Origin of the sequence: Marinomonas mediterranea MMB-1 (assembly GCF_000192865.1) — a bacterium.
Classification (GTDB): Bacteria; Pseudomonadota; Gammaproteobacteria; order Pseudomonadales; family Marinomonadaceae; genus Marinomonas; species Marinomonas mediterranea.
Map to the genome: position 1 here is coordinate 3,321,240 of NC_015276.1, position 23,646 is coordinate 3,344,885.

Genomic DNA, 23,646 nt, shown 5'->3' on the forward strand with positions numbered 1-23,646 from the left:
CTTTATCGACATATTCAGTAGCAAATAAAGGTCTCTCTTGGAAACAACCCAAACAATACAGCAATTACGCTTGGAGCCTGTTGAGGCTCCTGCTATCGCAGCCCTTTGCGGTCAACTCGACGAACATCTGAAACTGATCGAGAAACGCCTCGATGTTACCATTCAGTACCGTGGTGAGAACTTCAACATCAGTGGCTTAGACACTGATCGTGTTGCCGCGACAAAGATGCTGTTACAAAATATGTATCGCGAGGCGTTAGCTCAGAAGGACATTTCTGCTGAGACAATTCACCTATATTTACAAGAGTCGGCAATTGAGGCTCTCGCAAAAGGCAAACCAGAAAAAGATGCGTTGGTGATAAAAACCCGTAAAGCGTATATCAAACCCAAAGGTAAAAATCAGCAAAACTATGTAAAGCAAATTCGTAAACACGACATTAACTTTGGTATCGGGCCTGCTGGAACGGGTAAAACCTACCTTGCCGTCGCCTGCGCCGTTGAAGCACTAGAAGCCGATAAAGTTGAGCGAATCATGCTAGTACGTCCTGCTGTCGAAGCAGGTGAAAAGTTAGGCTTCCTACCTGGTGACCTTACTCAAAAGATCGACCCTTACTTACGCCCTCTTTATGATGCACTATACGAAATGCTGGGATTTGAACTGGTCGATAAATTGATCGAGAAAAATGTGATCGAAATCGCACCACTTGCTTTTATGCGCGGCCGAACACTAAACAACTCCTTCATTATTCTCGACGAAAGCCAGAACACCACACGCGAACAAATGAAAATGTTTCTAACCCGCATTGGGTTTGGTTCAACCGCAGTGATCACCGGCGACCGTACTCAAATCGACTTGCCGCGAGGCACTTCTTCTGGCTTGGCTCACGCCATGCACGTACTCGACAATGTTAACGGCATTAGCATGACTCAATTTGCTTCTGCTGATGTTGTACGTCATCCATTGGTACAACGCATTGTTGAGGCTTATGACAAGTTCGATGAAGAACAAGAAGTCGAGAAGAAGGAAAGAGCGCTAGAACGCGAAAAAGCGAAAGCAGCGGAAAAAGTCGAGGCGAATAGATAAACATGCAAAATGTGGATTTAGATCTTCAAATTGCCACCGAAGAAAACGACGGCCTGCCGTCTCATAAAGAGTTCGAATTTTGGGCAGAATCCGCACTGCCTAAAGACCATGATACTTGTTATGAAATGACAATACGTTTGGTTGACGAAGAAGAAAGCCAAACACTAAATAACGAATATCGTGGCAAAAACAAACCAACAAACGTTTTATCCTTCCCATTTGAAGTTCCAGATGGCGTTGAACTCCCGCTATTAGGCGACTTGGTCATTTGCCGTCAAGTTGTTGAGCGAGAAGCCCGAGACCAAAAAAAGGACTTAAATCACCATTGGTGCCATATGGTCGTGCATGGCATATTGCATTTACGCGGTTATGATCATATAAAGGATGATGAAGCAGAAGAAATGGAAGCTTTGGAAACTCAAATCTTAGCAACCTTAAACATTCCAGACCCATATTTATTAGTAGAGTGAGTTCTAACAACAATGAGTGAAGATCGATCGAGTAGCTCCAGTGATCATCAAAAATCCTGGTTCGAACGTTTAGCGCAAGCCTTTAATGACGAACCGAGAAGTAGAAAAGACATTATCAACCTACTCGACACTGCAGTGAAATCGGAGGTCATTGATCAAGATGCATTCTCTATTGCTGAAGGTGCATTAGAAGTATCTGAAGTTCAAGCCCGCGACATCATGATTCCGCCCTCTCAGATGATTGTCATTAAGTCTGAAGATGACCCAAAGACATCCATTCGCAAGGTCATTGATTCGTCGCACTCTCGCTTCCCTGTTGTAGGTGAAGACTCTGATGAAATTCTAGGTGTTTTATTAGCAAAAGATCTACTGCCTCTACTGTTTAAAGCCGGAGAAATAGACCAAGACGATCTTTTAGCTCGTTTGCGCCCAGCGAACTTCATTCCTGAGAGCAAACGCTTAAACGTTTTGCTTAACGAGTTTCGAACCAAACGCTACCACATGGCCATCGTGTTAGACGAATACGGCAGTGTGTCCGGTCTAGTCACAATTGAAGACGTACTTGAGCAAATCGTTGGTGAAATCGAAGACGAAACCGATAAATTAGACAGCGAAGCAATTCAACCTACGGACAATAACAAGGTTTTCCTTGTACCCGCTTTATGCTCTATCGAAGAGTTCAATGAATTTTTCAAAACAGAACTTAGCGAAGAAGAGTTTGACACCATAGGTGGCATCATCGTTCAGCAATTTGGCCACGTTCCGAATCGCGGTGAAGAAATCGAATTCAATGGTTTTCATTTCAGCATCATCAAATCCGATGGTCGCCGAGTCAAAACCATTCAAGTAACTCAATCCACTCAGGAAGACGTGATCTAACATGCAAGCCTCAAACACCACCCAAGTTAATCAAGATGGCTTGGGGTGGTGTCGCCGCCTAGCAAGCAAAATTAATACAAACGAATACCTCTTTATTGTCTTGCTTGTTCTAAGCGGCGCTATCGGCGTGCTCGCATTTGATCCTTATCAGATTTGGCCCGCTTACTTTGTTTCCTCTGCTGCGTTCCCAATTGCAATCTTAAGTGCCCACAAAGCCAAACAAGCTCTATATAGAGGACTCGCTTTAGGACTAGGCTTCTTCGGCGCTGGCGTATCGTGGATTTACGTCAGCATTGCGAACTTTGGCCAAGTCAGTTTAGTCATCGCCATCGCCATAACATTTGGGTTTGTCGCTGTCATGGCTCTGTATTGGGGGCTGGCCGGCTGGCTAAGCTGGCACATCCGCACTAAATACAATGTCTTACCTCTTTCTTTGATTACAGCCCTTTCCTTGCTTGCATTTGAAGGGCTTAGGGCTGTGTTGTTTACAGGCTTCCCTTGGCTACTTCCAGGCTACGCAATTCAAAATACGTGGCTCTTCGAACTACTGCCTATTGGTGGCATTTGGCTTACAAGCTTCATTGTCCTGCTTACAGCCCACTGGTTTGCCTGTATTGTATGGGAAAAGCGCATAAGCAATGCACTACTCGGCCTCATTCTACTGGCGCTATGGGGAACAAGCGCATGGCTCAACGCCACCTCGCCTCAATACGTCGAAGAAAAAGAAACACTCAAAGTCTCATTAATTCAGGGCAACCTGCCACAAGATGAAAAATGGCTGGCCGATCAAGCAGGGCCAACTCTCGCCTACTACCAACAAGCCACCATTAATCATCTGGATGCCGATCTCGTCATATGGCCTGAAACTGCCATTACTTATCTACTCAGCCAAGTAGAGCCCCACCTAAAAAGCTTCTCCGACGAGCTTGCACAAAGTAAGACAACCTTAATAACAGGCGTCCCTGTTTGGGATAAAGAAAAGCAAACCTTTTACAACTCCGTCTGGGCAACGGGAAACGGTTTCGGTTTATACAATAAGCAGCGCCTCGTTCCCTTTGGCGAATACATCCCCTTTAGCGAATGGGTCGGGCCGATACTCGACATCTTTGGCATGCCAATGTCCGAATTCAGTTTAGGCGAGCCCAACCAACCTGTCCTTCAAGCAGGCGAGCTCGGCGTGGCACCCTTTGTGTGTTACGAAATTGTCTACCCTGAACTGGTTCGAAAGATGATAAGAGACAGCGATTTACTCATTACCATCAGCAACGACGGCTGGTTCGGTGACTCCATTGGCCCGTGGCAACATCTACAGATCGCAGAGTTTCGTGCAAAAGAAACAGGCAGACCCGTACTTCGCGCCACCAATACTGGCATTACCGCCATCATCGATCACAACGGCAATATTAAAGGCATGCTCCCCCAATTTGTAAGAGCAACCTTAGAAGGTGAAATCCACACCACAAGTGGTATTACACCTTATGTTAGATACGGCAACTTACCCCTTTATGGGTTGATTTTGCTCTTGATTGTTTTGGGAATTGGGACGGTTTACTTGGATAGAAAGCCAGCAAAATCTTGACTAAACAAACAATTATTTTACAATTACGTCAAATTTTGTAAAATAATTGCACTAATATTCAATTTTTTCTAAAAGACTGACCAAGGAAGGAAGCTGTCGATGCGCACATCTGCCGTTCGTATTGTTCTTACGACCATCACTACTGCCCTATTTTTACTCTTCGCTCGCAGCGCCTTTTCAGACACCCTTGTAGGATCCATCCCTGGTGAAGCTGGCGTATCTCCTTCTGGCGCCGCCACTTACACTATCCCCATTGAAGTACCGCCCGGCATAAACGGGTTACAACCTAACCTTGCTTTAAACTACAACAGCCAACGTGGAAATGGATTGCTTGGTGTTGGCTGGGCATTAACAGGCTTATCCGAAATTACGCGCTGTAACGCCAATATGGCGCAAGATGGCTTTATCAAAGCCGTTAATTTTAACAATGACCGTTTTTGTCTGGATGGCCAGAAACTCAAAGTTGTAAGTGGCGCATACGGCAGTGTTGGTGCGGAGTATCGACCGGAAAGTAATCCTAATTTAAAAGTGGTATCGGTTGGGGGAAGTGATGGAGCACCTGAATTTTGGAAAGTAGTTGCATCAAACGGACACATATACACATATGGCGATACAAGTGATTCCAAACTAATTGCAAACGGTAAGCATGCTGGCTCAATATTAGAATGGGCCTTACGCTCAGTAACAGACATTAAAAACAACTCATTAAGCTATAAATACAAAACCATAATGCAAAAAGGAAATTTGCAATTAGTTCAAATATCTTATAGTGATTATACAATCCACCTAGATTACATAGACTCAAAATACCGCGATATCTCTTTTTCTGCAGATTCACAGAAAATCAGCAGCCATGTACTTTCAAAAATACACTGGGGATCTAAATTAGAGACATATTTCCTATTTTCATACAACGATTTTTCTTCTGCTTCGCCAGCTCGACTAGACAGTATTAAGCGTTGTGTAGATACCCAATGCCTCCCTACTTCAAATTTTTCTTGGCAAAAACAAGGACAAGAAAATAGCGCTATAAAACACCAAATTTCTGATTGGGGATACAATGATCGACGTTGGTGGGTCGATTTTGACGGCGACGGACGTTCTGACTACTGCAGAGCCGTTGGAGCTTCATCGGGCTCTGGGAGCTTTATTGCGTGTGCACTATCCACCGGAACAGGCATTGAAAACACCCAAATCCCAATGAGTGATTGGGGATATTCAGATAGACGTTGGTGGGTCGACTTCAATGGAGACGGTCGAACCGACTACTGCAGGGCCGTTGGAGCTTCATCAGGCTCTGGGAGCTTTATTGCGTGTGCATTGTCTACCGGAACAGGTATTGAAAACATCCAGATCCCAATGAGTGATTGGGGATATTCAGATAGACGTTGGTGGGTCGACTTCAATGGAGATGGTCGATCCGACTACTGCAGGGCCGTTGGAGCTTCATCAGGCTCTGGGAGCTTTATTGCGTGTGCATTGTCTACCGGAACAGGTATTGAAAACATCCAGATCCCAATGAGTGATTGGGGATATTCAGATAGACGTTGGTGGGTCGACTTCAATGGAGATGGTCGATCCGACTACTGCAGGGCCGTTGGAGCTTCATCGGGCTCTGGGAGCTTTATTGCGTGTGCACTATCCACCGGAACAGGCGTTGAAAACATCCAAATCCCAATGAGTGATTGGGGATATTCAGATAGACGTTGGTGGGTCGACTTCAATGGAGATGGTCGATCCGACTACTGCAGGGCCGTTGGAGCTTCATCCGGCTCTGGGAGCTTTATTGCGTGCGCACTCTCCGCAGGAACAAGCTTACAAAATACCCAAATTCCTATGAGGGATTGGGGGTATTCAGATAGACGTTGGTGGGTTGACTTCAATGGAGACGGCCGCTCTGATTACTGTAGAGCTGTTGGAGCTTCAACTGGTTCCGGAAGCTTTATAGCTTGCGCATTATCCACTGGAACAAACATCGAGAACGCCCAAATATCTATGAGTGATTGGGGATATTCAAATAGACGTTGGTGGGTAAAGATAAATGGCGAAAATAATAGCAGTTATTGTAGAGCAGTTGGCAGCTCTACAGGGTCTAATAGTTTTGTAAGCTGTCAATCTATAACAACAGAAAATAAAAAAGCTAACATACTATCTGCAATATTTGACGGTAAGGGTGTCACAACAGCCTTCAATTATAATAAATTTATAGAAGATGCCTCTTATACTTCTCAATACCCTACATTAACTAGCCCAATAAAAAGTCCTGTTGTATCAAAGTATACAATTAAATCCTCCTACAACATCGCTCGTTCAATTTCTTATAAATTTAGTCGTCATCTAATTAATAAGAAAACTCAAAGCTCCCTAGGCTTCGAAAAAATCACTCGCACTGACGAGCAAACAGGCATCGTCACCGAAACCACCTACTCCCAAGATTGGGAAAACCGCACAACGGGCATGCCTGTTCAAGTCGTATCAAAGCTAGGCGACATCGAGTTGACACGCACGGCAACCCAGTACAATACAGAGAAAAAGTCTGGGACATTCTTCTCCTATCCGAAAACCAGCACGACGGTTAAAAAGGACTTAAACGACCTCTTTACCAGCACACAATCGATTGAAACAAGTTATGACTTATTTGGAAGTGATTTTAACTACCAAATAAGTACAACGACCGAGTGTGTTGCGAAAAGCAACCCTTTCCTTTCCGCAACACCTAAAACCTGTAATGAGCTAAGCGGAAAAATAAATCAAACCGAGACACATTACACCTACTACGCCGATGGACAATTTGCTAATCGTCCACCCATGCTGAAGCGTCAAACAACAACGTCAGAAGTGTTTAATGGACAACTTCCTTACGGACAAGACAACCGCTTAACGCGCACCCAGCACTTTGATTACGATCAGAACGGTCAGCTCAAAACTAAGACACAAGAGCCTGACAATGCTGCACTAAAAGCGCAAACAGAATATAAATACAATGTTCGTGGACAATTAGCTTCGACGACATTGACTGGTGCAGATATCGCCGCCCGTACAACATCACTGTCTTACAATAATGAAGCTCCGTATCAACTTACCAGTACAACCAATGCACTCAACCAAACCGAACACTATCGCTACGAAGACAGTCGCTTTCCGTGGTTAGCCACCAGTACGACCGCGATTGACGGCCAAGTCGCCTCAGTCACGTATGACAGCTTTGGCAGAAAGGCAACACAAACGGCTAATAATCAAACGACGCGTTGGGATAGAGCATGGTGTGATTCATGCGACGGAGTATCGGGCGCTCAATACAAGATAACCCAGTCGAGTACGCTAACAACCGATACAGTGCAATACTTTAATGCAAACAATCAGTTGATAGAAACGCACACCCAAGGTCTAAAAGAAGGCAAAGTCGAAACCATCATCCAAAAAGTAGAATACGATGAACTAGGCCGCGAAACGAAATCCTATTCCCCCTACTACGTTTCCGATGGTTTGAATGATCAACAGGTTACGGTTAAAGAATACGATGTCCTTAATCGCGTGATAAAAGAGACCTTTCCAAATGGGAACCAGCGCTTTCAACACTTCAATGAGCGAGAAACCAGAGTTGAGCTGGTTACGACAGACGGAACACGAGAAAAGCAAGAAATTCGTAATGCGTTAGGACAAATTACCCAAACCATTGACCACAACGGTGAAACAGTAGATTTCCAATACGATGCGCTTGGCAGCTTAGTACAAACAACCGATTCCAGTAGCAATCAAGTTCAATTAGGGTATGACCTACTTGGTCGCAAAACTCAAATGAACGACCCAGATATGGGAGAGTGGTCTTATACCTATTACCTCGACGGCAAACTGAAAAGCCAAACCGATGCACTCGGACAAACGACGACTTTCACCTACGATGCACTTGGTCGCATGAAAGAACGTCATGCCAGTGACACTCACAGCTACTGGACGTATGACAGCTGTGCCAACGGGGTAGGCAAACTTTGCTCGATGCAAGGTAACGGAAAAACTGAGCGCTACATCTATACAACACAAGGACAGCTCGACAGAACAATTACCAGTATCGATGGCGATACGTACGAGCATACAAACCAATACGATCAGTACGCTCGCTTAACGTCGACACGCTACCCTACTGGTTATACGGCCAGTACCCATTACCATCCGACATTGGGCTTTGCCGATAAAATCACCAACGGCAGCAATGTGCTATGGGAAACCACTGGCTTTGATGCGCGTGGCATGCTCAAAAAGTACGCAATGAACAATGGCGCACTGACAACAGAAAAAGGCTACCGCTCAGACATCGAAAACGTTGAAAGCATTGATGTTAAACTCAACAACAACGGCCTGCTGTATTACTTCTACAACTGGAATAAGCTTGGCAACCTAAGCAACAAAGTCGAATACTTCTCTAATGTTAACGTGGGCTACACCTATGATAATCTCAGCCGATTAACCGCCTACACGACAAGCATCGCGGGCAGCTCTCATAACTCGGTAAGTATGCAGTACGATGCGCTGGGCAACATTACCCAAAAAACCGACGTCGGCGACTACACCTACGGTCAGAACCCTTGTGGCATTCAAGCCGGCCCACACGCCGTCACTAGCATTACTGGCAAAGGTAACTACTGCTACGACGCCAATGGCAATATGACCTCTGGCGATGGACGAACGTTCCAGTACACCAGCTTTAATAAGCCAAACCGTATTAGTAAAGGTTCCGAAGTGTCCACCTTCACCTACGGCCCCGATCAAGCGCGCTTCAAAAAGGTTAATACCGGCACTGTCGCCAGCACCACCTACTACATTGGCGCGTATGAAAAAGAAATTCGAGACGGACACACCTACCACCGAATCCAACTGGGCGATTTTGCAATCGTTGAAAAAGTCGATAGCAACGCCGAGAAAGTCACCTATACCCTACGCGATGACCTCAACACCCTCATCGCCACCGTCAGTGAAACAGGCGAAGTCAAACGCCTATTCTATGACCCTTGGGGCAAACGCATGGACTTGCCCACCATTGAAGATGCGCAACCGATCGACATCATCAGCCTAGCAAACTTTGGGATCAATAGAGGATTCACCAACCATGAGCATTTGGATAATGTAGGCTTGATCCATATGAATGGTCGGGTGTACGACCCAGAGATCGCAAGGTTTACCAGTGCGGATCCTTTGATACAAAAGCCAACTTACCTTCAAAGCTATAACCGCTATAGTTATGTTTGGAATAACCCACTAAGATATACAGACCCCAGTGGGTTTGAGACCGAGGGGAAAAGTACTTGGGATAGGGTTAAGGATGCGGTAAAAAAAGCTTGGGATCGCATAAAAAAATGGGATCGCAAAAATCAAAGAATTGCTAGAGAAAAGAAACGTGACGCTATGATTAATCGGCATGTTTATGGAAAAGGGGGGCACCTACCAGAAGGGGTTTCACCAGTATCAGCTCAGGAGTTGATCGATTTAGGACTCGAAGACATCGATTTTCTTCACGATAAGTCGGGATTTAAGTCTAGGCTCTACTATGATTCTATAGAAAACGAGTATATTTACGCATTTGCGGGAACGGAAACAGGTAAAGATTGGGTTAATAACTTTCAACAAGGCTTAGGAAAGTTTTCGAAGCAATACGACCTAGCAATTAGGAATACCCGAAAAATCGCAAGAACCCTCTCGAAAGGCACTAGCAACTTTTCATTGACAGGGCATTCTCTGGGAGGAGGGTTGGCAAGTGCAGCTTCAGTAGTGCACGGTATAAAAGCAACTACATTCAATGCAGCCGGAGTTACTGAAGATACGATTAAGAACTATGGCGGGAATATTCATGAAGCTTCTCAATTAGTAAAAGCCTACTACGTTGAAGGAGAAATACTGTCAAGCCTGCAAGATACAACCCCACTCGCAAGCGCATTGGGTGTGCGAATTAGCCTCCCCCCTACACATAACCTGAGTAGCATTTGGGGAACACCCGCCTCTGTATTTGGTGCAAGCACAGTCTTACAAACTAATATGCATGGTATGGATAGTGTTATAAAAGCTTTGGATACAGTGCAATAGGAGCAAAAATGATATTAAGAGTTATCGTGACAATCGTGTTATTTGTAGCTGGATCATTAACCGCATATGAGTATTTAGGCGACCAAGTTAAAGGTCATCAGATACAGGAATTCTTCGAAGATCAAAAAAGCATTGATTTAAGTATAGCTGCCGCACGAGGAGATGAGAGAGCGATTAAACAGCTATTAAGCGAAGGAGCAAGGATAAACGACACTGGAAAAGATAATATGACGTCACTGATGTGGGCATTTGGCGCTCGCAATAGGACAGGTTTTCAGGCTTTACTAGAAAATGGAGCTGATCCCAATATCATTATACGTGGGGGAGACTCAGTAATGACGTTCGCCGCTGGCGAGGATGATCCTTGGTTTCTAGAGGAAGCCTTAAAATATGGAGGCAACCCAAATTTTTACAACCCCGAAAGGAAACTACCAATTCTTGTTGATACAGTCTCACCAGGAAAACTTGAACATATAAAATTGCTAATCGAGTTTGGTGCAGACGTTAATACAACTGACGCCTCGGGAGAAACAGCATTGATGGCCGCAACCACTCTAAACCAGTACGATATTGTATACTATATGTTGAAGCAAGGTGCTGATTATCATATTAAGGATAAATGGGGGACAACAATTATTGATGTAATCGAAGACAGATTAAATCGAAATCTAATTGATCCGGACAATAAGCTATATGAATGGTGCATGAAAGTTGTAGCATACTTGAGGGATCGTGGGGAGCAAGTCCATTTAGAGCCTTGAATTAATGCAATATCTAAGGCACACACAAACTAATGTGGGACACCCAATCATATTGCCATTGACGTCATAGCCACCAATGGCAATATGACCTCTGGCGACGGACGAACGTTCCAGTACTCCAGCTTTAATAAACCGAACCGTATTAGTAAAGGCTCTGAAGTGTCCACCTTCACCTACGGACCCGATCAAGCCCGCTTCAAAAAGGTCAATACCGGCACCGTCGCCAGCACCACCTACTACATTGGCGCGTATGAAAAAGAAATTCGAGATGGACACACCTACCACCGAATCCAGTTAGGCGACTTTGCTATTGTCGAAAAAGTCGATAGCAATGCCGAGAAAGTCACCTATACCCTACGCGATGACCTCAACACCCTCATCGCCACCGTCAGTGAAACGGGCGACGTCAAACGCCTGTTCTACGACCCTTGGGGCAAACGCATGGACTTACCCACCATTGGTAATGCTCAACCAATCGACATCATCAGCCTAGCGAACTTTGGGATCCATCGCGGATTCACCAACCATGAGCATTTGGATAATGTAGGCTTGATCCACATGAATGGTCGGGTGTACGACCCAGAGATCGCGAGGTTTACCAGTGCGGATCCAATCATACAAGACCCTACGTATCTACAAAACTATAACCGCTATAGCTATACTTGGAACAATCCATTGCGATATACAGATCCAAGCGGCTTTGAGATTGACGACGATGGTAGCTATCTAGACCCTTATTCCGATGATTATGACGAAGAAAGTGGAGAAGGAGACGCTAAAGATTATGCCGATGGGCACTACGATAATGACGACGGTTGGGATGATGATAGACCTTCACGTGATGAATATGAAAATGAAAAAATAACCCCGAAAACCTCAGAACCTCCCCTTACACAGATTACCGGAACGGCATTTACATTCGACTTTTTCGTGGTTGTTGGTATCGGATTTGAATTGGGAGCTTACTACGGAGATGATTGGGGAGTATTTGGTTCAATTTATGGGGGGGTTGATTGGGATACGGGAGTTGGATTAAGTCAAAAACTGCCAACAGATGTTAATAACTATTCCGGCTCCTCTTCTGAAGTTGAAGTCGGCGCAAGTGGATTACTTCAAGCTTCTCAAAATAGTAGTGGCATGACTTCTATAGATGGAAATCTTGGTATTCCTACTCCCGGAGGTCACCTTTCAGCAGGCATCGGTGACTACATATCGCTGTCAAGTTTATTTGACTGATTAATAGGTTTTTATGAATGGACAACAACACATTAATACTCTTTATATTTTTTATATTCCCTTTATTTTCTAGAGTTATGTATCTTTTTTTCAAGGTTGCTTATGATCTTTTTGAAGAGCTCGACATTCCATTTAAGAGCTCAATCCCTAAATGGGCTATTCGAGAAAAAATTCTACTAGTAGGCCCCTTAAAAATACTAATTTATATAGTTAGAGTTCATCCACGGTCATTTTGGTCCTTAATATTTTCATATATTCTTGTCTTTTCTTGGCTTTGGACAATTGGAGAATTCCCCTAATCTAGACAAGGAAAATCTATACAAGCCATATATGGACGCTCCGGCTAGGTCAAGGCTGCACTTAACCGAGTAACTCTTTTCAGGGTGATTTTTTACTCTCTTATTAACCAATCTTGATCTTTTCTAGTCAATCATCATGAATAAAGGGTCGTACTGCCGTATATCCGGCCTATTATTAGACTGTGTAGAGTTATCCTAATAGACACCCACTCACGATTCAGAAACTAATATGGGACACCCAATCATATTGCCATTGACGTCATAGCCCCCAATGGCAATATGGCCTCTGGCGACGGACGAACGTTCCAGTACACCCGCTTTAATAAGCCAAACCGTATTAGTAAAGGCTCCGAGGTGTCCACCTTCACCTACGGCCCCGATCAAGCGCGCTTCAAAAAGGTCAATACTGGCACCGTCGCCAGCACCACCTACTACATTGGTGCGTATGAAAAAGAAATTCGTGACGGACACACCTACCACCGAATCCAGCTAGGCGATTTTGCAATCGTTGAAAAAGTCGATAGCAATGCCGAGAAAGTCACCTATACCCTACGCGATGACCTCAACACCCTCATCGCCACCGTCAGTGAAACAGGCGAAGTCAAACGCCTATTCTACGACCCTTGGGGCAAACGCATGGACTTGCCCACCATTGAAGATGCGCAACCGATCGACATCATCAGCCTAGCGAACTTTGGCATCAATCGCGGATTCACCAACCACGAGCATTTGGATAATGTAGAATTAATCCACATGAATGGTCGGGTGTATGACCCAGAGATCGCAAGGTTTACCAGTGCGGATCCTTTTATCAACAAACCTACCTACCTCCAGAGTTACAACCGTTATAGTTACGTATGGAACAGTCCTTTGAGGTTGGTTGATCCTAGTGGGTTTAGAGAGATTATTCATGATCCTCATACCGATGATAAGATACGTAGAGAAAAATCTAGGGATCGTAAGCGTGGGGGGAATGGCTTTAGTAAAACGGAAGCAAAAGAGCGCATAAAGCATGACTATCAGAATAAAAGGCAAAGAAAAGCTCAGCTTAAGAGGCTCGATTACTATTCAGCCAAACGCAACAATATTTTAGATAGATTAGAAAAAAAACGAAACGAAACTGAAAAAAAAGGGCTTGTTAAGATCAAGTTTGGCTACACTCAAGCTGCGGGGTACGGCGTACATGGCCAATACCACACCTTTGTTATGGTTGAAGACCCGACCACAGGTCAAATATATATGACTAGAGCGGGCCCTAGCGCTAATACTGCATTTGGATCAGGTGCAGCATCCACATCAGCGAGTCAAGGCGGCTCAGCATCAGCATCAGCGGGATATGGAGAGTTCGGAGGATACGGATTTGGAACAATTAAAGCGCATGCTACAACATGGGATAGCCTAACACCATTTGATAAACCAGAAGACACAAAATTCATTCAAGAAGTTGCAGAACTAGCAGTTTCATATGATAGTGTCGTATCAGACATGAAATCCTATGCTGCCAACATCAACAGTAAGAAAATAGCCTACTTCCCATCAGGCCCCAATAGCAACTCTTATGCGTTCTCATTTGTAGAGCATTTGGGAATTGATAGACCAACTCCAGTAGTTGGTGTTCCAGGATGGGATCAAGGTTTATAAGGGCTTCTTCTATGAAAAATTTAAAAATCATTTTATCTATTACTATTGCATTATGCATATTTTTAGTTGGCTGTAAAAATGGAGACACAATGTCAGCAAATGAATTGAAGTCGTATATTCATGAGCATTTAAATAGAGGTGCAAGTGAACAGGAGATTATAGATTTCCTAGAAGAACAAAACTGGAGTTATAATTACAACAACTATGATAATCGGTATCAAGCACGGAAACCTGAGGAAGACAAAAATAAATGGGTAAGGAACTACATCTTACTATATTTAGATGAATCACACTCTCTTGATAGGGTTGAAGTCGAAACGTGGCATGCAGCACCATAGAGTCCCCTAATTGGCGAAACGCGATTAGACGTTCACGCCGTCACTAGTATTACCGCTTTTGTAGGGGGCATGCACGATATAGGTCAAAGAATCGTTTATAGCATATATGATATGTATAAGAAGAAAGGCTACAACGTTTCTTATTTTGAATGGACCGACTCATCGAAGCTTCAAGATTGGACCTGAATTCAAGTTCGAAGTGCGACACTTTTCATTTCAAGCCGCTAAGCACATCTCTTTAAATACGACTGCTGGCTGCTTAAACCCTAAACACTTCCTTGGGCGATAGTTGATTCTCGTCATCGCCCAGTGAATCATGTCATCTTCAATCTCTCTTAAATCTGTTCCTTTACGCACATATTGCCTTAAAAGACCGTTACTGTTTTCGTTCGCGCCACGCTCCCAAGAGCTATAAGGGTGGGCAAAATAGACTTTGGTATCCAGCGCTTCTGCAATCTTAGCGTGATGAGCAAATTCTCTACCGTTATCTGCTGTAATCGTATGTACGTGATCTTTAAAGGGCATTAACAACTCTATTGTCGCTTGAGTGACATCTACGGCAGACTTTGAATTCACTTTCTTTATCAAGTAAAAACGCGTCGTTCGCTCAAGTAGCGTGACAATCGAGCCTGTTCCACTTTTACCTAAAACCGTGTCTATCTCCCAATCTCCAAAACGTTTTCGCGTATCGACAATATCAGGACGCTCCTCTATGGATACAGCGTTCTTTATAACTTCATCTTTTGTTCGTTTGCCTTTTCGATAGCGCTTATGACCCTGCCTTAAGTGTCGGTAAAGTATTCCTTTGCGCCTTTTATCATCATGAATGTATTGATAAATCCACTCATGACTGACTGGAACGCCACATAGCCTCAATACGTTAGATACTTGCTCTGGACTCCAGTCAAACTCAATAAGAGTCCGTATATAATTGATCGTTTTTGTTGGTATTCGATACTTTGCAGACCTCTTTCGTCTTGTTAGACAAAGAGTGTGTGCTTCCTTAGGGCAATAGCGTTTTGCTTGCCTGTTACGCTTTAATTCACGATAAACCGTGGCTTTATGACACTTAATGGCATTGGCTATATTGGGCACTGACATTTTTTGTTCTAAAAGAGCGGAAATCTGGTATCGTTTCCCTTCGGTCAACTGCTGATAATTCATGTTTGTACTGCTTGTTTTTGTGGTGAAAAGAAGTGTACCAACTTCAGCAGTTGGCTTCTTCTACACCTGTCTTGCAGTGTCGCACTTATTATCAGAATTTAGGCCTATAGGACACCCACCCACAGTTAGGCTCGGCAAGCTTCTTAAGACTATGTGGGACACGCACAACTTTATTGCAATAGTAATTTTCGGAGCAATAATTATTAACTATTTATTTACCATAGCTAATATAAAATTTTCGACCTATATCAAAAAGAACCCCACTTTCTATTTACTTTCCATTATTATGATTCAAGTTGTGGCTATATGGGGGATAATAAATGCATTTCCAGCTAATTAACTATTTTAATAGTCTAAAAGGAAAAATTCATTTTTTTATTTATGCTGGCTTTGATGGCAATATCGACAAGGTCGCAATACCAAATTTACTCAAAGCAGCAGAGCTTGGACATATTCGGGGGCAATCAGAGCTGGGGACTCGATACCTTACAGGGGAACTTCTTAAAAAAAACTACGATGAAGCCCAAAAATGGTTAGAACTAGCCTCTAGAAAAGGCAATGCTTTCGCTATGAGAAATCTTGCTTGTATATATTATTATGGCTTAAATGGCGAACAGTCCTATGAAAAAGCCTTTGAATGGTGGAGTACAGCCGCCCATAAGGGAGATCCTGTATGTCAATGCTATATCGCAGAGATGTATCAAGAAGGTGTTGGTGTTCAGGAAGATATAATGAAAGCAATAGACTGGTTTAAAAAGTCAGCAGAACAAGGGCACATTCCAGCTAGGGAAGCATTAGACGAGATATTCTCTCAATCTAAGAAAGACTGATATTCTAACACTATAGTGGAGGTCACTATTGAGTCTATAGTTGAATCTATAGTGGACACGCACAACTTTATTGACGCCAATCCGCTATCTCGCTAACCTCGCATAACAAACTAAAGGAAAAGGAATTTCCGCATGCCAAGACCAAGAAGCCAACAAATCAGTTTATCTAATACTCCCTACTACCACTGCATTTCTCGCTGTGTTCGACGCGCCTTTCTTTGCGGAAAAGATGCTGTAACAGGCAAAGACTTCGAGCACCGTCGTGACTGGATTGAAAACCGTCTTTTGTTTCTAACACAGCTATTTTCTATTGATGTCTGTGCTTATGCAGTGATGAGCAATCATATTCATGTAGTGTTGCATGTGAACGAGAAAGAAGCCAAAAGTTGGACAACTCGCGAGGTTATCGAACGCTGGCATAAGCTCCACAAAGGTACTTTGCTTACTCAAAGGTATATACGAGGTGACGATATGCCGAAGGGGATGATGGAAATGGTAGAGCTTACTGCGGAAACGTATCGCCAAAGGCTTATGGATATCAGTTGGTTCATGAAAGATTTAAACGAACCCATCGCTCGTCAGGCTAACGTTGAAGATGGTTGCACCGGACGATTCTGGGAGGGACGTTTCAAGTCTCAAGCTCTGTTAGATGAAGCTGCTCTGATTGCTTGTATGGCTTACGTAGACTTAAACCCTTTGCGCGTAAAAATCTCCAATACCCCTGAAAAGTCGGAATTCACCAGTGTTAAGAAACGCGTTGAGGCGGCAAAGAAAGCTGAACAACCAAAAGAACTCATGCCATTTATTGGCAATGAGCGAGAAAACCAACCTACTGGCATTGCCTTTAAACTTATAGACTACCTTGATCTAGTTGATCTAACTGGACGAGTTGTAAGGGAAGATAAACGAGGGGCTATTGACCTTTCACTATCCCCTATCTTGCAGCGAATAGGGGGTTCTCACGAGAACTGGATAGCAATTTCGACTCAATTTGAGTCAAACTCACATGGCGTAGTAGGTTCTGAGGAGAGTTTAAAAATGTACACGGGGGCTAATCCGAAAGCTCGGCTAAATAGAAGGTGTGCCAAATTGCTCGCCTAGCTCAACCCGCTAAAAAATCACTCCGATTCTTACGATATTTACTATATGAGTACTTCGTATGCCTAAAATTTTAGAAACGCCCCCCTATCTCGCTGAGTGTTCAATAAAACTGTCGAGAAATACTAAGTTCGCAGGTTCATTAATATCAGCGATGTCTTATATTAAAGATACTCTATTTAAGATGGATGCAAGTGGCTATACTTGCTAGTCTGACAAAATCACTAAATTTGACAGCGACCCATGCTCTTCCAAAAAATAATCATCGATACGTTAATCACACTGTCTGAGTCTAATAGCAGTGTTAACGCTCTTTGGCTGTATGGCTCAAGAGCAAAAGGCAATGCGCATTTAGAAAGTGATTTCGACTTGGCGGTTATGTTCGATAGGAAAATTCGCGATCCACTGGATAACCGATTACGTCCAGAATTACTCGCAGAAGAATGGCGTAAAACTTTGAATTTACCCCCTAGCAAACTCAGCATATTAGATGTTGAAAGTGCTCCTCTCCCTATCGCCTTTAATGCGATTAATGGCGAGCTGTTGTATTGTCGTAACAATGGAATCCGAATGAGTAAAGAGTCTGTTATTATGTCTAAAATCGAATTAGACCTTCAGTACCATCTTACCCATTTCGAGAACGAACAAGCATGATAGATTCACTTTACATCACATCGATGAAATCAAACTCTAGACGCTATAAACTGGAGTTAGATGAGCTTGCAGATATTCTTAATCACCGTAACTGGTCTCCTATTGAATATCGAGCGTGCGAACGTAGCTTACAAGTATCAATCGAAGCCTGTATTGGTGTATCAAAACACTGGTGTAAAAAGCTAGCAAAGCGAAGTCCAGTGGAAGCGTATGAGGCGTTTGAGTTACTCTCTCAATACCAATATGTTTCATTGGACGAGCTCACTAACTGGCGAAAAATTATTGGACTTCGAAACGCATTAGTTCATGACTACTTGAATATCAACCCTGAAGTAGTTCGATCCGTTGTCATAAATCGATATTACAATGACATCTTTATATTTATCGAGAAAGGGCTTAAAGAGCTATCAGAATAAAGCTCAATAGCAATCAATCGTGCCATTAAATATGCCTGAACCTAGCGACACAATAACCTCTGCCGCTAGGTTCAAAACACAAACAGCATACTGTGTTTACTCAACATGTACCCACGCGTCCCAGCCGGTCCAATCTTCGTCTTGCTCTAAACTTTGTTCGTATGCGGCGCTTTTGCCTAATGTGTCGATTAAAAGCTCTAGGTATTTCATAAACGTTCTCCTCTATCGGTATACAGACAGGATAGTGGAGAAACCTGCATAGATTAAATATTAAAAATAAAACACCTTAATAAGAAATAGCTATTTAAAAGAAGCTGACTACTATCAGGGCGAACAACTACTCGCCTTGATAGTACATTAGACCATAGTGGCACACCTCGCAGGTTCCTAACGCTCCGCCAGCATGCGTGTTTTCATGACCGCATGACATGCAAATATAACGACCCGCTTGCACTTCAGTCGTCGTAACGCTGCACTTTTCGAGCGGCACAGGGTTATTATTTGCATTATTGAGCAACCACAACAATGCCACGTCTTCTTTCTCATCGAGCGATTTAACCAGCTCACTGCTTTCCTCGGTAAGCAAATGCCAGTTTGCATCGACCCACGCTTCGGTATAGGCAAATTTATCGTGCCAGTAAGCTTTTAGAAGAGACACATCTTCTAAAAGCCAATTTGCCGCACCTTCTATTGTGCGTTGTGTTTCTTCAATCAAATCGAGTTGATTTTGACTATTAATAGGATCTTTTTTCATAGTTTTGGCAACTCCTCAACAATGCGCCTTCTAATCAGGCGCGCATCTATATAAAATAGCGAATATTTTTCGATTCTGTCGGCTTGTTTAACCTTTTTCTAATTTGCATCATGTTTTGATGCTTTTTTGGATCACAAACTGACCTAACGCTTATAAAGAGTGCAATCAAACATGCAAGAGCAATACAATCCGCAGCAGATTGAACAAGCTGCGCAAACCTTTTGGGATGAAAACAAAGTATTTAAAGCCGTGGCAGACACCACCAAAGAAAAATACTACTGCCTATCTATGTTTCCGTACCCAAGCGGCCGACTGCACATGGGACACGTTCGTAACTACACTATTGGCGATGTTATTTCTCGCTACCAACGTATGCTGGGTAAAAACGTACTTCAACCAATGGGTTGGGATGCGTTTGGTATGCCTGCTGAAAACGCCGCGATCAAAAACAAAACCGCGCCAGCGAAATGGACAACAGAAAACATTGCCTACATGAAAGGCCAGTTGAAGCAGCTAGGCTTTGGTTATGACTGGGATCGTGAAATTGCGACTTGTACTCCTGAATACTACAAATGGGAACAGTGGTTCTTCACTCAGTTAGTTGAAAAAGGCTTAGCGTACAAAAAAACATCTGCCGTTAACTGGGACCCAGTTGATCAAACGGTATTGGCGAACGAGCAAGTTATCGATGGTTGCGGCTGGCGTTCAGGAGCACCCGTTGTCCGTAAAGAGATCCCACAATGGTTCATCAAGATCACCGATTATGCAGAAGAGCTTCTAAACGATCTGGATCAGTTAGACGGCTGGCCTGACAAAGTAAAAGCGATGCAACGTAACTGGATCGGTCGCTCTGAAGGCCTAGAGTTCAGCTTTGCTGTTGAAGGCAAAGAAGAACGTTTATCCGTTTACACTACTCGCCCAGACACATTAATGGGTGTGACTTACGTTGCAGTCGCTGCCACTCACCCGCTTGCTCTTGAAGCCGCTGAAACAAACTCAGCACTGTCTGAATTCATTGACGAGAGCAAGAACACGTCGACTACCGAAGCAGATTTAGCAACGGTTGAGAAGAAAGGCATGGACACTGGCTTTAAAGCCATTCACCCCATTACCGGTGAGTCCGTTCCTGTATTTGCAGCAAACTTCGTTTTGATGGAATACGGTTCTGGCGCAGTAATGTCTGTTCCCGCACACGATCAACGCGATTTTGAGTTTGCACAGCAGTACAATCTACCTATTAAACAAGTCGTTGCACCAGCGGGCGATCAAGAGATCGATCTAACCAAAGAAGCCTTCACTGAGAAAGGCCTATTATGCAACTCCGGTGAGTTCGATGGATTGGATTTCAAAGCTGCATTTGACGCAATCTGCGCTTGGATGACTGACAAGGGCATCGGTGAGAAAAAGGTAAACTACCGTCTACGTGACTGGGGTGTGAGCCGTCAACGTTACTGGGGAACACCAATCCCGACGATCAACCTTGAAGACGGCACGGTTGTAACGACACCAGTCGATCAACTACCTGTCATACTGCCGACTGACGTGGTTATGGATGGCGTTAATTCACCGATCAAGAATAACCCTGACTTCTCTGCAACCACTTACAACGGTGTTGCCGCTGAACGTGAAACAGATACGTTTGATACCTTTATGGAGTCATCTTGGTATTTCGCTCGCTACTGCTGTCCAGAAGCAGACGATGCAATGTTGACGGAGGAAGCAAACTACTGGCTTCCTGTTGACCAATACATTGGCGGTGTAGAACACGCGATCTTACATTTGTTGTACGCACGCTTCTTCCACAAGCTGCTTCGCGATGCAGGCCTAGTAACGTCGGATGAGCCATTTAAACGCCTATTAACACAAGGTATGGTGAACAAAGACGGTTCTAAGATGTCGAAATCTAAGGGCAACACGGTTGACCCTCAGGAAATGATTGAGCAATACGGCGCGGACACGGTTCGCCTGTTTATGATGTTTACCGCTCCGCCAGAACAATCACTGGAATGGAATGACAAAGGTGTGGATGGCGCATCTCGTTTCTTACGTCGTTTATGGTCTTTGTCTTATCAGCATTTAAACGCTGGCGATAAAGTAGCGCTGGACGTCGATGCCTTGTCTGGTGAGCAAAAAGCACTTCGTCGCAAAACACATGAGACGATTGCTAAGGTCAGCGATGATATTGAGCGTCGCCAAACATTCAACACGGCCATTGCTGCGGTAATGGAATTGTGTAACGAAATCAGTAAATTTGAAGACCGCTCTGAACAAGGTCTAGCCGTTGAACGCGAAGCTCTGGAAGCGGCAATTTTATTGCTTTCTCCTATTGTTCCTCACGTTGCGCATGAGTTATGGGGTAAATTCGGCCATGAAGGCAACGTTGTGAATGCAACATGGCCAACGGTTGATGAAGCAGCGCTTGTAAAAGATGAGCTCACTATTGTTGTTCAAGTATTAGGCAAGAAGCGTGCTGAGATTCTGGTTTCTGCTAAAGCAGATAATAAAGAGATCGAAGCGCTGGCACTGGCTAATCCGAATGTACAAAAGTTCATCGAAGGAAAGACGGTACGTAAAGTAATCGTTGTTCCGGGCCGATTGGTTAACATCGTTGCGAATTAAGCTCTATGCTAAATGAGTAATTATAAAGGGTAGTTTGCGCTACCCTTTATTTGTTACACACAGGGTTCATCTCGTTATTAATTGGAGTTTTTAGTTTGAGATCATTTAATTGGCTTTCAATGGACGGCAAGTTCACGCTACTGATCGCATTAATCACACTTTCTTTGTCTGCATGTGGCTTTCATCTTCGTGGGCAAACACCGCTTCCTGAAAGGATTAAAATTCTAATTCTTACGTCTCAAAGTAGTTCTGCTGACTTTGACCGAACTTTAAGATCCGAGCTTGCCAAAGCAGGTGTAACACTTGTGTCTAAAGATGATACGAGCGTTGATCTTAAAGATATTCTCGAATTAAAAATTAATAAGTTGGCGTCGTCAGATACCGTACTGGCACGCAATAGTACAACAAATGATGTAACTCAGATTCAGCGCACTGTCTCCTCCAGCTATTTCATCCGTGATGAGAGTGGACAATCTCTTTATGGACCGAGAAACATCGAAACCAGTTCTGTCCTTACTAATCAAGATGCAGAAGAAAGCACTAAATCTGCGTATAACTTACAAGAGATGGAACGACTCAGTGAGCAGTTGGCAAAACAGCTAGTTTTCGATTTAGCGTATGCGCCTCTGTAAAGCGTTATGAAAGACGGACAGACGAAGAGAGTATCAACTTTTGAAAGTTAGACCAGACCAACTGGATCAACAACTCGCCAAAGGGCTTGCGCCGATCTATATCGTATCTGGCGATGAGACGCTGTTGTGCCAAGAAGCAGCGGACAGCGTCAGAAGAGCCGCGAAAGAGCAAGGCATAGAAGAAAGGCTACGCTTTGTCGCTGATGCACAGTTTGACTGGCAAGATGTGATCAACGAATCACAAGCTCTGTCTCTCTTCTCAAGCCGCCGACTATTTGATATTCAGATCGATAAATTAGGTGAAAAGCACTCCAAAGCGCTTACTCAACTGGGTCAATCACTTTCCGATGACAATGTCATTCTTCTAAGCTTCCCGAAAGTGGACGCAAGAACACAAAAAGCCAAATGGTTTAGCCAGTTAGAATCACAAGGCGTCTTCGTACAAATTTGGCCAATTGATACCAACAAGCTTCCCGCTTGGGTACAACAAAGAGCCAAAAAGTTTAGTCTAACCATTAGCCAAGACGCCGCCGCACTCATTTGCGAACGGGGCGAAGGTAATTTGCTTGCGATCTCTCAAGAATTAGAAAAGTTGGTTTTAAGCCAAGGAGAAGGCGCTCAAATAGACTTAGAAACCGTTGCAAACTCGGTGACAGACAGCAGTCGCTACAGTATCTATGATCTAAGTGATCGCCTCTTAGCAGGCAAAATCAAAGAAGCTTTACATTGCCTCCACCAACTCGTTGCGGAAGGCGTTGAGCCCACTATCATACTTTGGTTGTTGAATCGCGAAGTTCAAACCTTGGTTGATCTTTATCACGCATCTAAGACCTCGGACTTTCGTGCCGCCTGTCGAAGCTTGAGAATTTGGGATAAACGCATTCCAATGTATGAGCGAGCCTACGCAAGACATAATCCGAGCACGCTTCCCTACATGCAAAATTATCTCGCTCTATTAGATCAAACCATTAAAGGGTTGGAAGGCCCCGATCTCAGCATTGGATTGCGCAATATGGTATTAATGTTTTGTGGACAAAAACCCGCTATGACGGAATTGGATATCCCGATCAATAATCTGTAACGTCTAATCTACACTAAAATTGACATTTGTCATCGT

18 protein-coding genes are annotated in these 23,646 nt (G+C 43.8%); 16 read left to right on the forward strand and 2 right to left on the reverse strand.

Features of this window, described 5'->3' with window-relative positions:
- Window positions 1-37 precede the first annotated feature (37 nt).
- The 9 genes from MARME_RS15215 (at window position 38) to MARME_RS15260 (ending at window position 14,362) form a co-directional block, all read left to right on the forward strand.
- Complete coding sequence (locus MARME_RS15215; RefSeq protein ID WP_013662151.1) at window positions 38-1,084, forward strand: PhoH family protein; 1,047 nt, start codon at window positions 38-40, stop codon at window positions 1,082-1,084.
- Window positions 1,085-1,086: 2 nt separating this feature from the next.
- A complete protein-coding gene (gene ybeY, locus MARME_RS15220) occupies window positions 1,087-1,554 on the forward strand; it encodes an rRNA maturation RNase YbeY (RefSeq protein WP_013662152.1) in 468 nt (155 codons plus the stop codon).
- Between the two features lie 12 nt (window positions 1,555-1,566).
- Entirely contained in the window at window positions 1,567-2,433 is an 867-nt protein-coding gene (locus tag MARME_RS15225; RefSeq protein WP_013662153.1) for an HlyC/CorC family transporter, read from the forward strand.
- Between the two features lies 1 nt (window position 2,434).
- Complete coding sequence (gene lnt, locus MARME_RS15230; protein WP_013662154.1) at window positions 2,435-4,012, forward strand: apolipoprotein N-acyltransferase; 1,578 nt, start codon at window positions 2,435-2,437, stop codon at window positions 4,010-4,012.
- Window positions 4,013-4,111: 99 nt separating this feature from the next.
- Window positions 4,112-10,087 carry a SpvB/TcaC N-terminal domain-containing protein gene (locus MARME_RS15235; RefSeq protein ID WP_013662155.1) on the forward strand — a complete coding sequence of 1,992 codons (5,976 nt, stop codon included), beginning with the start codon at window positions 4,112-4,114 and terminating at the stop codon, window positions 10,085-10,087.
- 8 nt (window positions 10,088-10,095) lie between these two features.
- The gene (locus tag MARME_RS15240) at window positions 10,096-10,848 is read left to right on the forward strand and encodes an ankyrin repeat domain-containing protein (RefSeq protein WP_013662156.1); all 753 of its coding nucleotides are present in this window, start codon (window positions 10,096-10,098) and stop codon (window positions 10,846-10,848) included.
- Window positions 10,849-10,932: 84 nt separating this feature from the next.
- The gene (locus tag MARME_RS15245) at window positions 10,933-12,084 is read left to right on the forward strand and encodes an RHS repeat-associated core domain-containing protein (RefSeq protein ID WP_013662157.1); all 1,152 of its coding nucleotides are present in this window, start codon (window positions 10,933-10,935) and stop codon (window positions 12,082-12,084) included.
- A gap of 578 nt (window positions 12,085-12,662) precedes the next feature.
- A complete protein-coding gene (locus MARME_RS15255; RefSeq protein WP_013662159.1) occupies window positions 12,663-14,024 on the forward strand; it encodes an RHS repeat domain-containing protein in 1,362 nt (453 codons plus the stop codon).
- An 11-nt stretch (window positions 14,025-14,035) separates the two neighbouring features.
- Entirely contained in the window at window positions 14,036-14,362 is a 327-nt protein-coding gene (locus MARME_RS15260) for a cytochrome c-type biogenesis protein (protein WP_013662160.1), read from the forward strand.
- A 216-nt stretch (window positions 14,363-14,578) separates the two neighbouring features.
- On the opposite strand, the gene MARME_RS15265 is transcribed toward MARME_RS15260, so the two are convergent.
- Window positions 14,579-15,526, reverse strand: a complete 948-nt coding sequence (locus tag MARME_RS15265; protein ID WP_013660108.1) for an IS30 family transposase — start codon at window positions 15,524-15,526, stop codon at window positions 14,579-14,581.
- 320 nt (window positions 15,527-15,846) lie between these two features.
- Between MARME_RS15265 and MARME_RS15275 the strand changes: the two genes are divergently transcribed.
- The 4 genes from MARME_RS15275 to hepT all read left to right on the forward strand — a co-directional run bounded on the left by MARME_RS15275 (window position 15,847) and on the right by hepT (window position 18,524).
- The gene (locus MARME_RS15275; RefSeq protein ID WP_013662161.1) at window positions 15,847-16,356 is read left to right on the forward strand and encodes a tetratricopeptide repeat protein; all 510 of its coding nucleotides are present in this window, start codon (window positions 15,847-15,849) and stop codon (window positions 16,354-16,356) included.
- Window positions 16,357-16,488: 132 nt separating this feature from the next.
- Entirely contained in the window at window positions 16,489-17,457 is a 969-nt protein-coding gene (locus MARME_RS15280; RefSeq protein ID WP_013662162.1) for a transposase, read from the forward strand.
- A gap of 240 nt (window positions 17,458-17,697) precedes the next feature.
- Entirely contained in the window at window positions 17,698-18,108 is a 411-nt protein-coding gene (locus MARME_RS22580) for a nucleotidyltransferase domain-containing protein (protein WP_041647950.1), read from the forward strand.
- Window positions 18,105-18,524 (forward strand): type VII toxin-antitoxin system HepT family RNase toxin, encoded by a 420-nt coding sequence (hepT, locus tag MARME_RS22585; RefSeq protein ID WP_041647951.1) that lies wholly within the window; start codon window positions 18,105-18,107, stop codon window positions 18,522-18,524. The genes MARME_RS22580 and hepT overlap by 4 nt, the downstream gene beginning before the upstream one ends.
- Window positions 18,525-18,861: 337 nt before the next feature.
- On the opposite strand, the gene MARME_RS15295 is transcribed toward hepT, so the two are convergent.
- Complete coding sequence (locus MARME_RS15295) at window positions 18,862-19,278, reverse strand: hypothetical protein (RefSeq protein ID WP_013662165.1); 417 nt, start codon at window positions 19,276-19,278, stop codon at window positions 18,862-18,864.
- Window positions 19,279-19,449: 171 nt separating this feature from the next.
- On the opposite strand from MARME_RS15295, the gene leuS reads away from it, so the two are divergent.
- The 3 genes from leuS to holA all read left to right on the forward strand — a co-directional run bounded on the left by leuS (window position 19,450) and on the right by holA (window position 23,610).
- A complete protein-coding gene (leuS, locus tag MARME_RS15300; RefSeq protein WP_013662166.1) occupies window positions 19,450-21,897 on the forward strand; it encodes a leucine--tRNA ligase in 2,448 nt (815 codons plus the stop codon).
- A 95-nt stretch (window positions 21,898-21,992) separates the two neighbouring features.
- Complete coding sequence (locus tag MARME_RS15305) at window positions 21,993-22,529, forward strand: LPS-assembly lipoprotein LptE (protein ID WP_013662167.1); 537 nt, start codon at window positions 21,993-21,995, stop codon at window positions 22,527-22,529.
- 40 nt (window positions 22,530-22,569) lie between these two features.
- Window positions 22,570-23,610, forward strand: coding sequence for a DNA polymerase III subunit delta (gene holA / locus MARME_RS15310; protein ID WP_013662168.1), 1,041 nt, complete (start codon window positions 22,570-22,572; stop codon window positions 23,608-23,610).
- The last annotated feature ends 36 nt before the right edge of the window (window positions 23,611-23,646 follow it).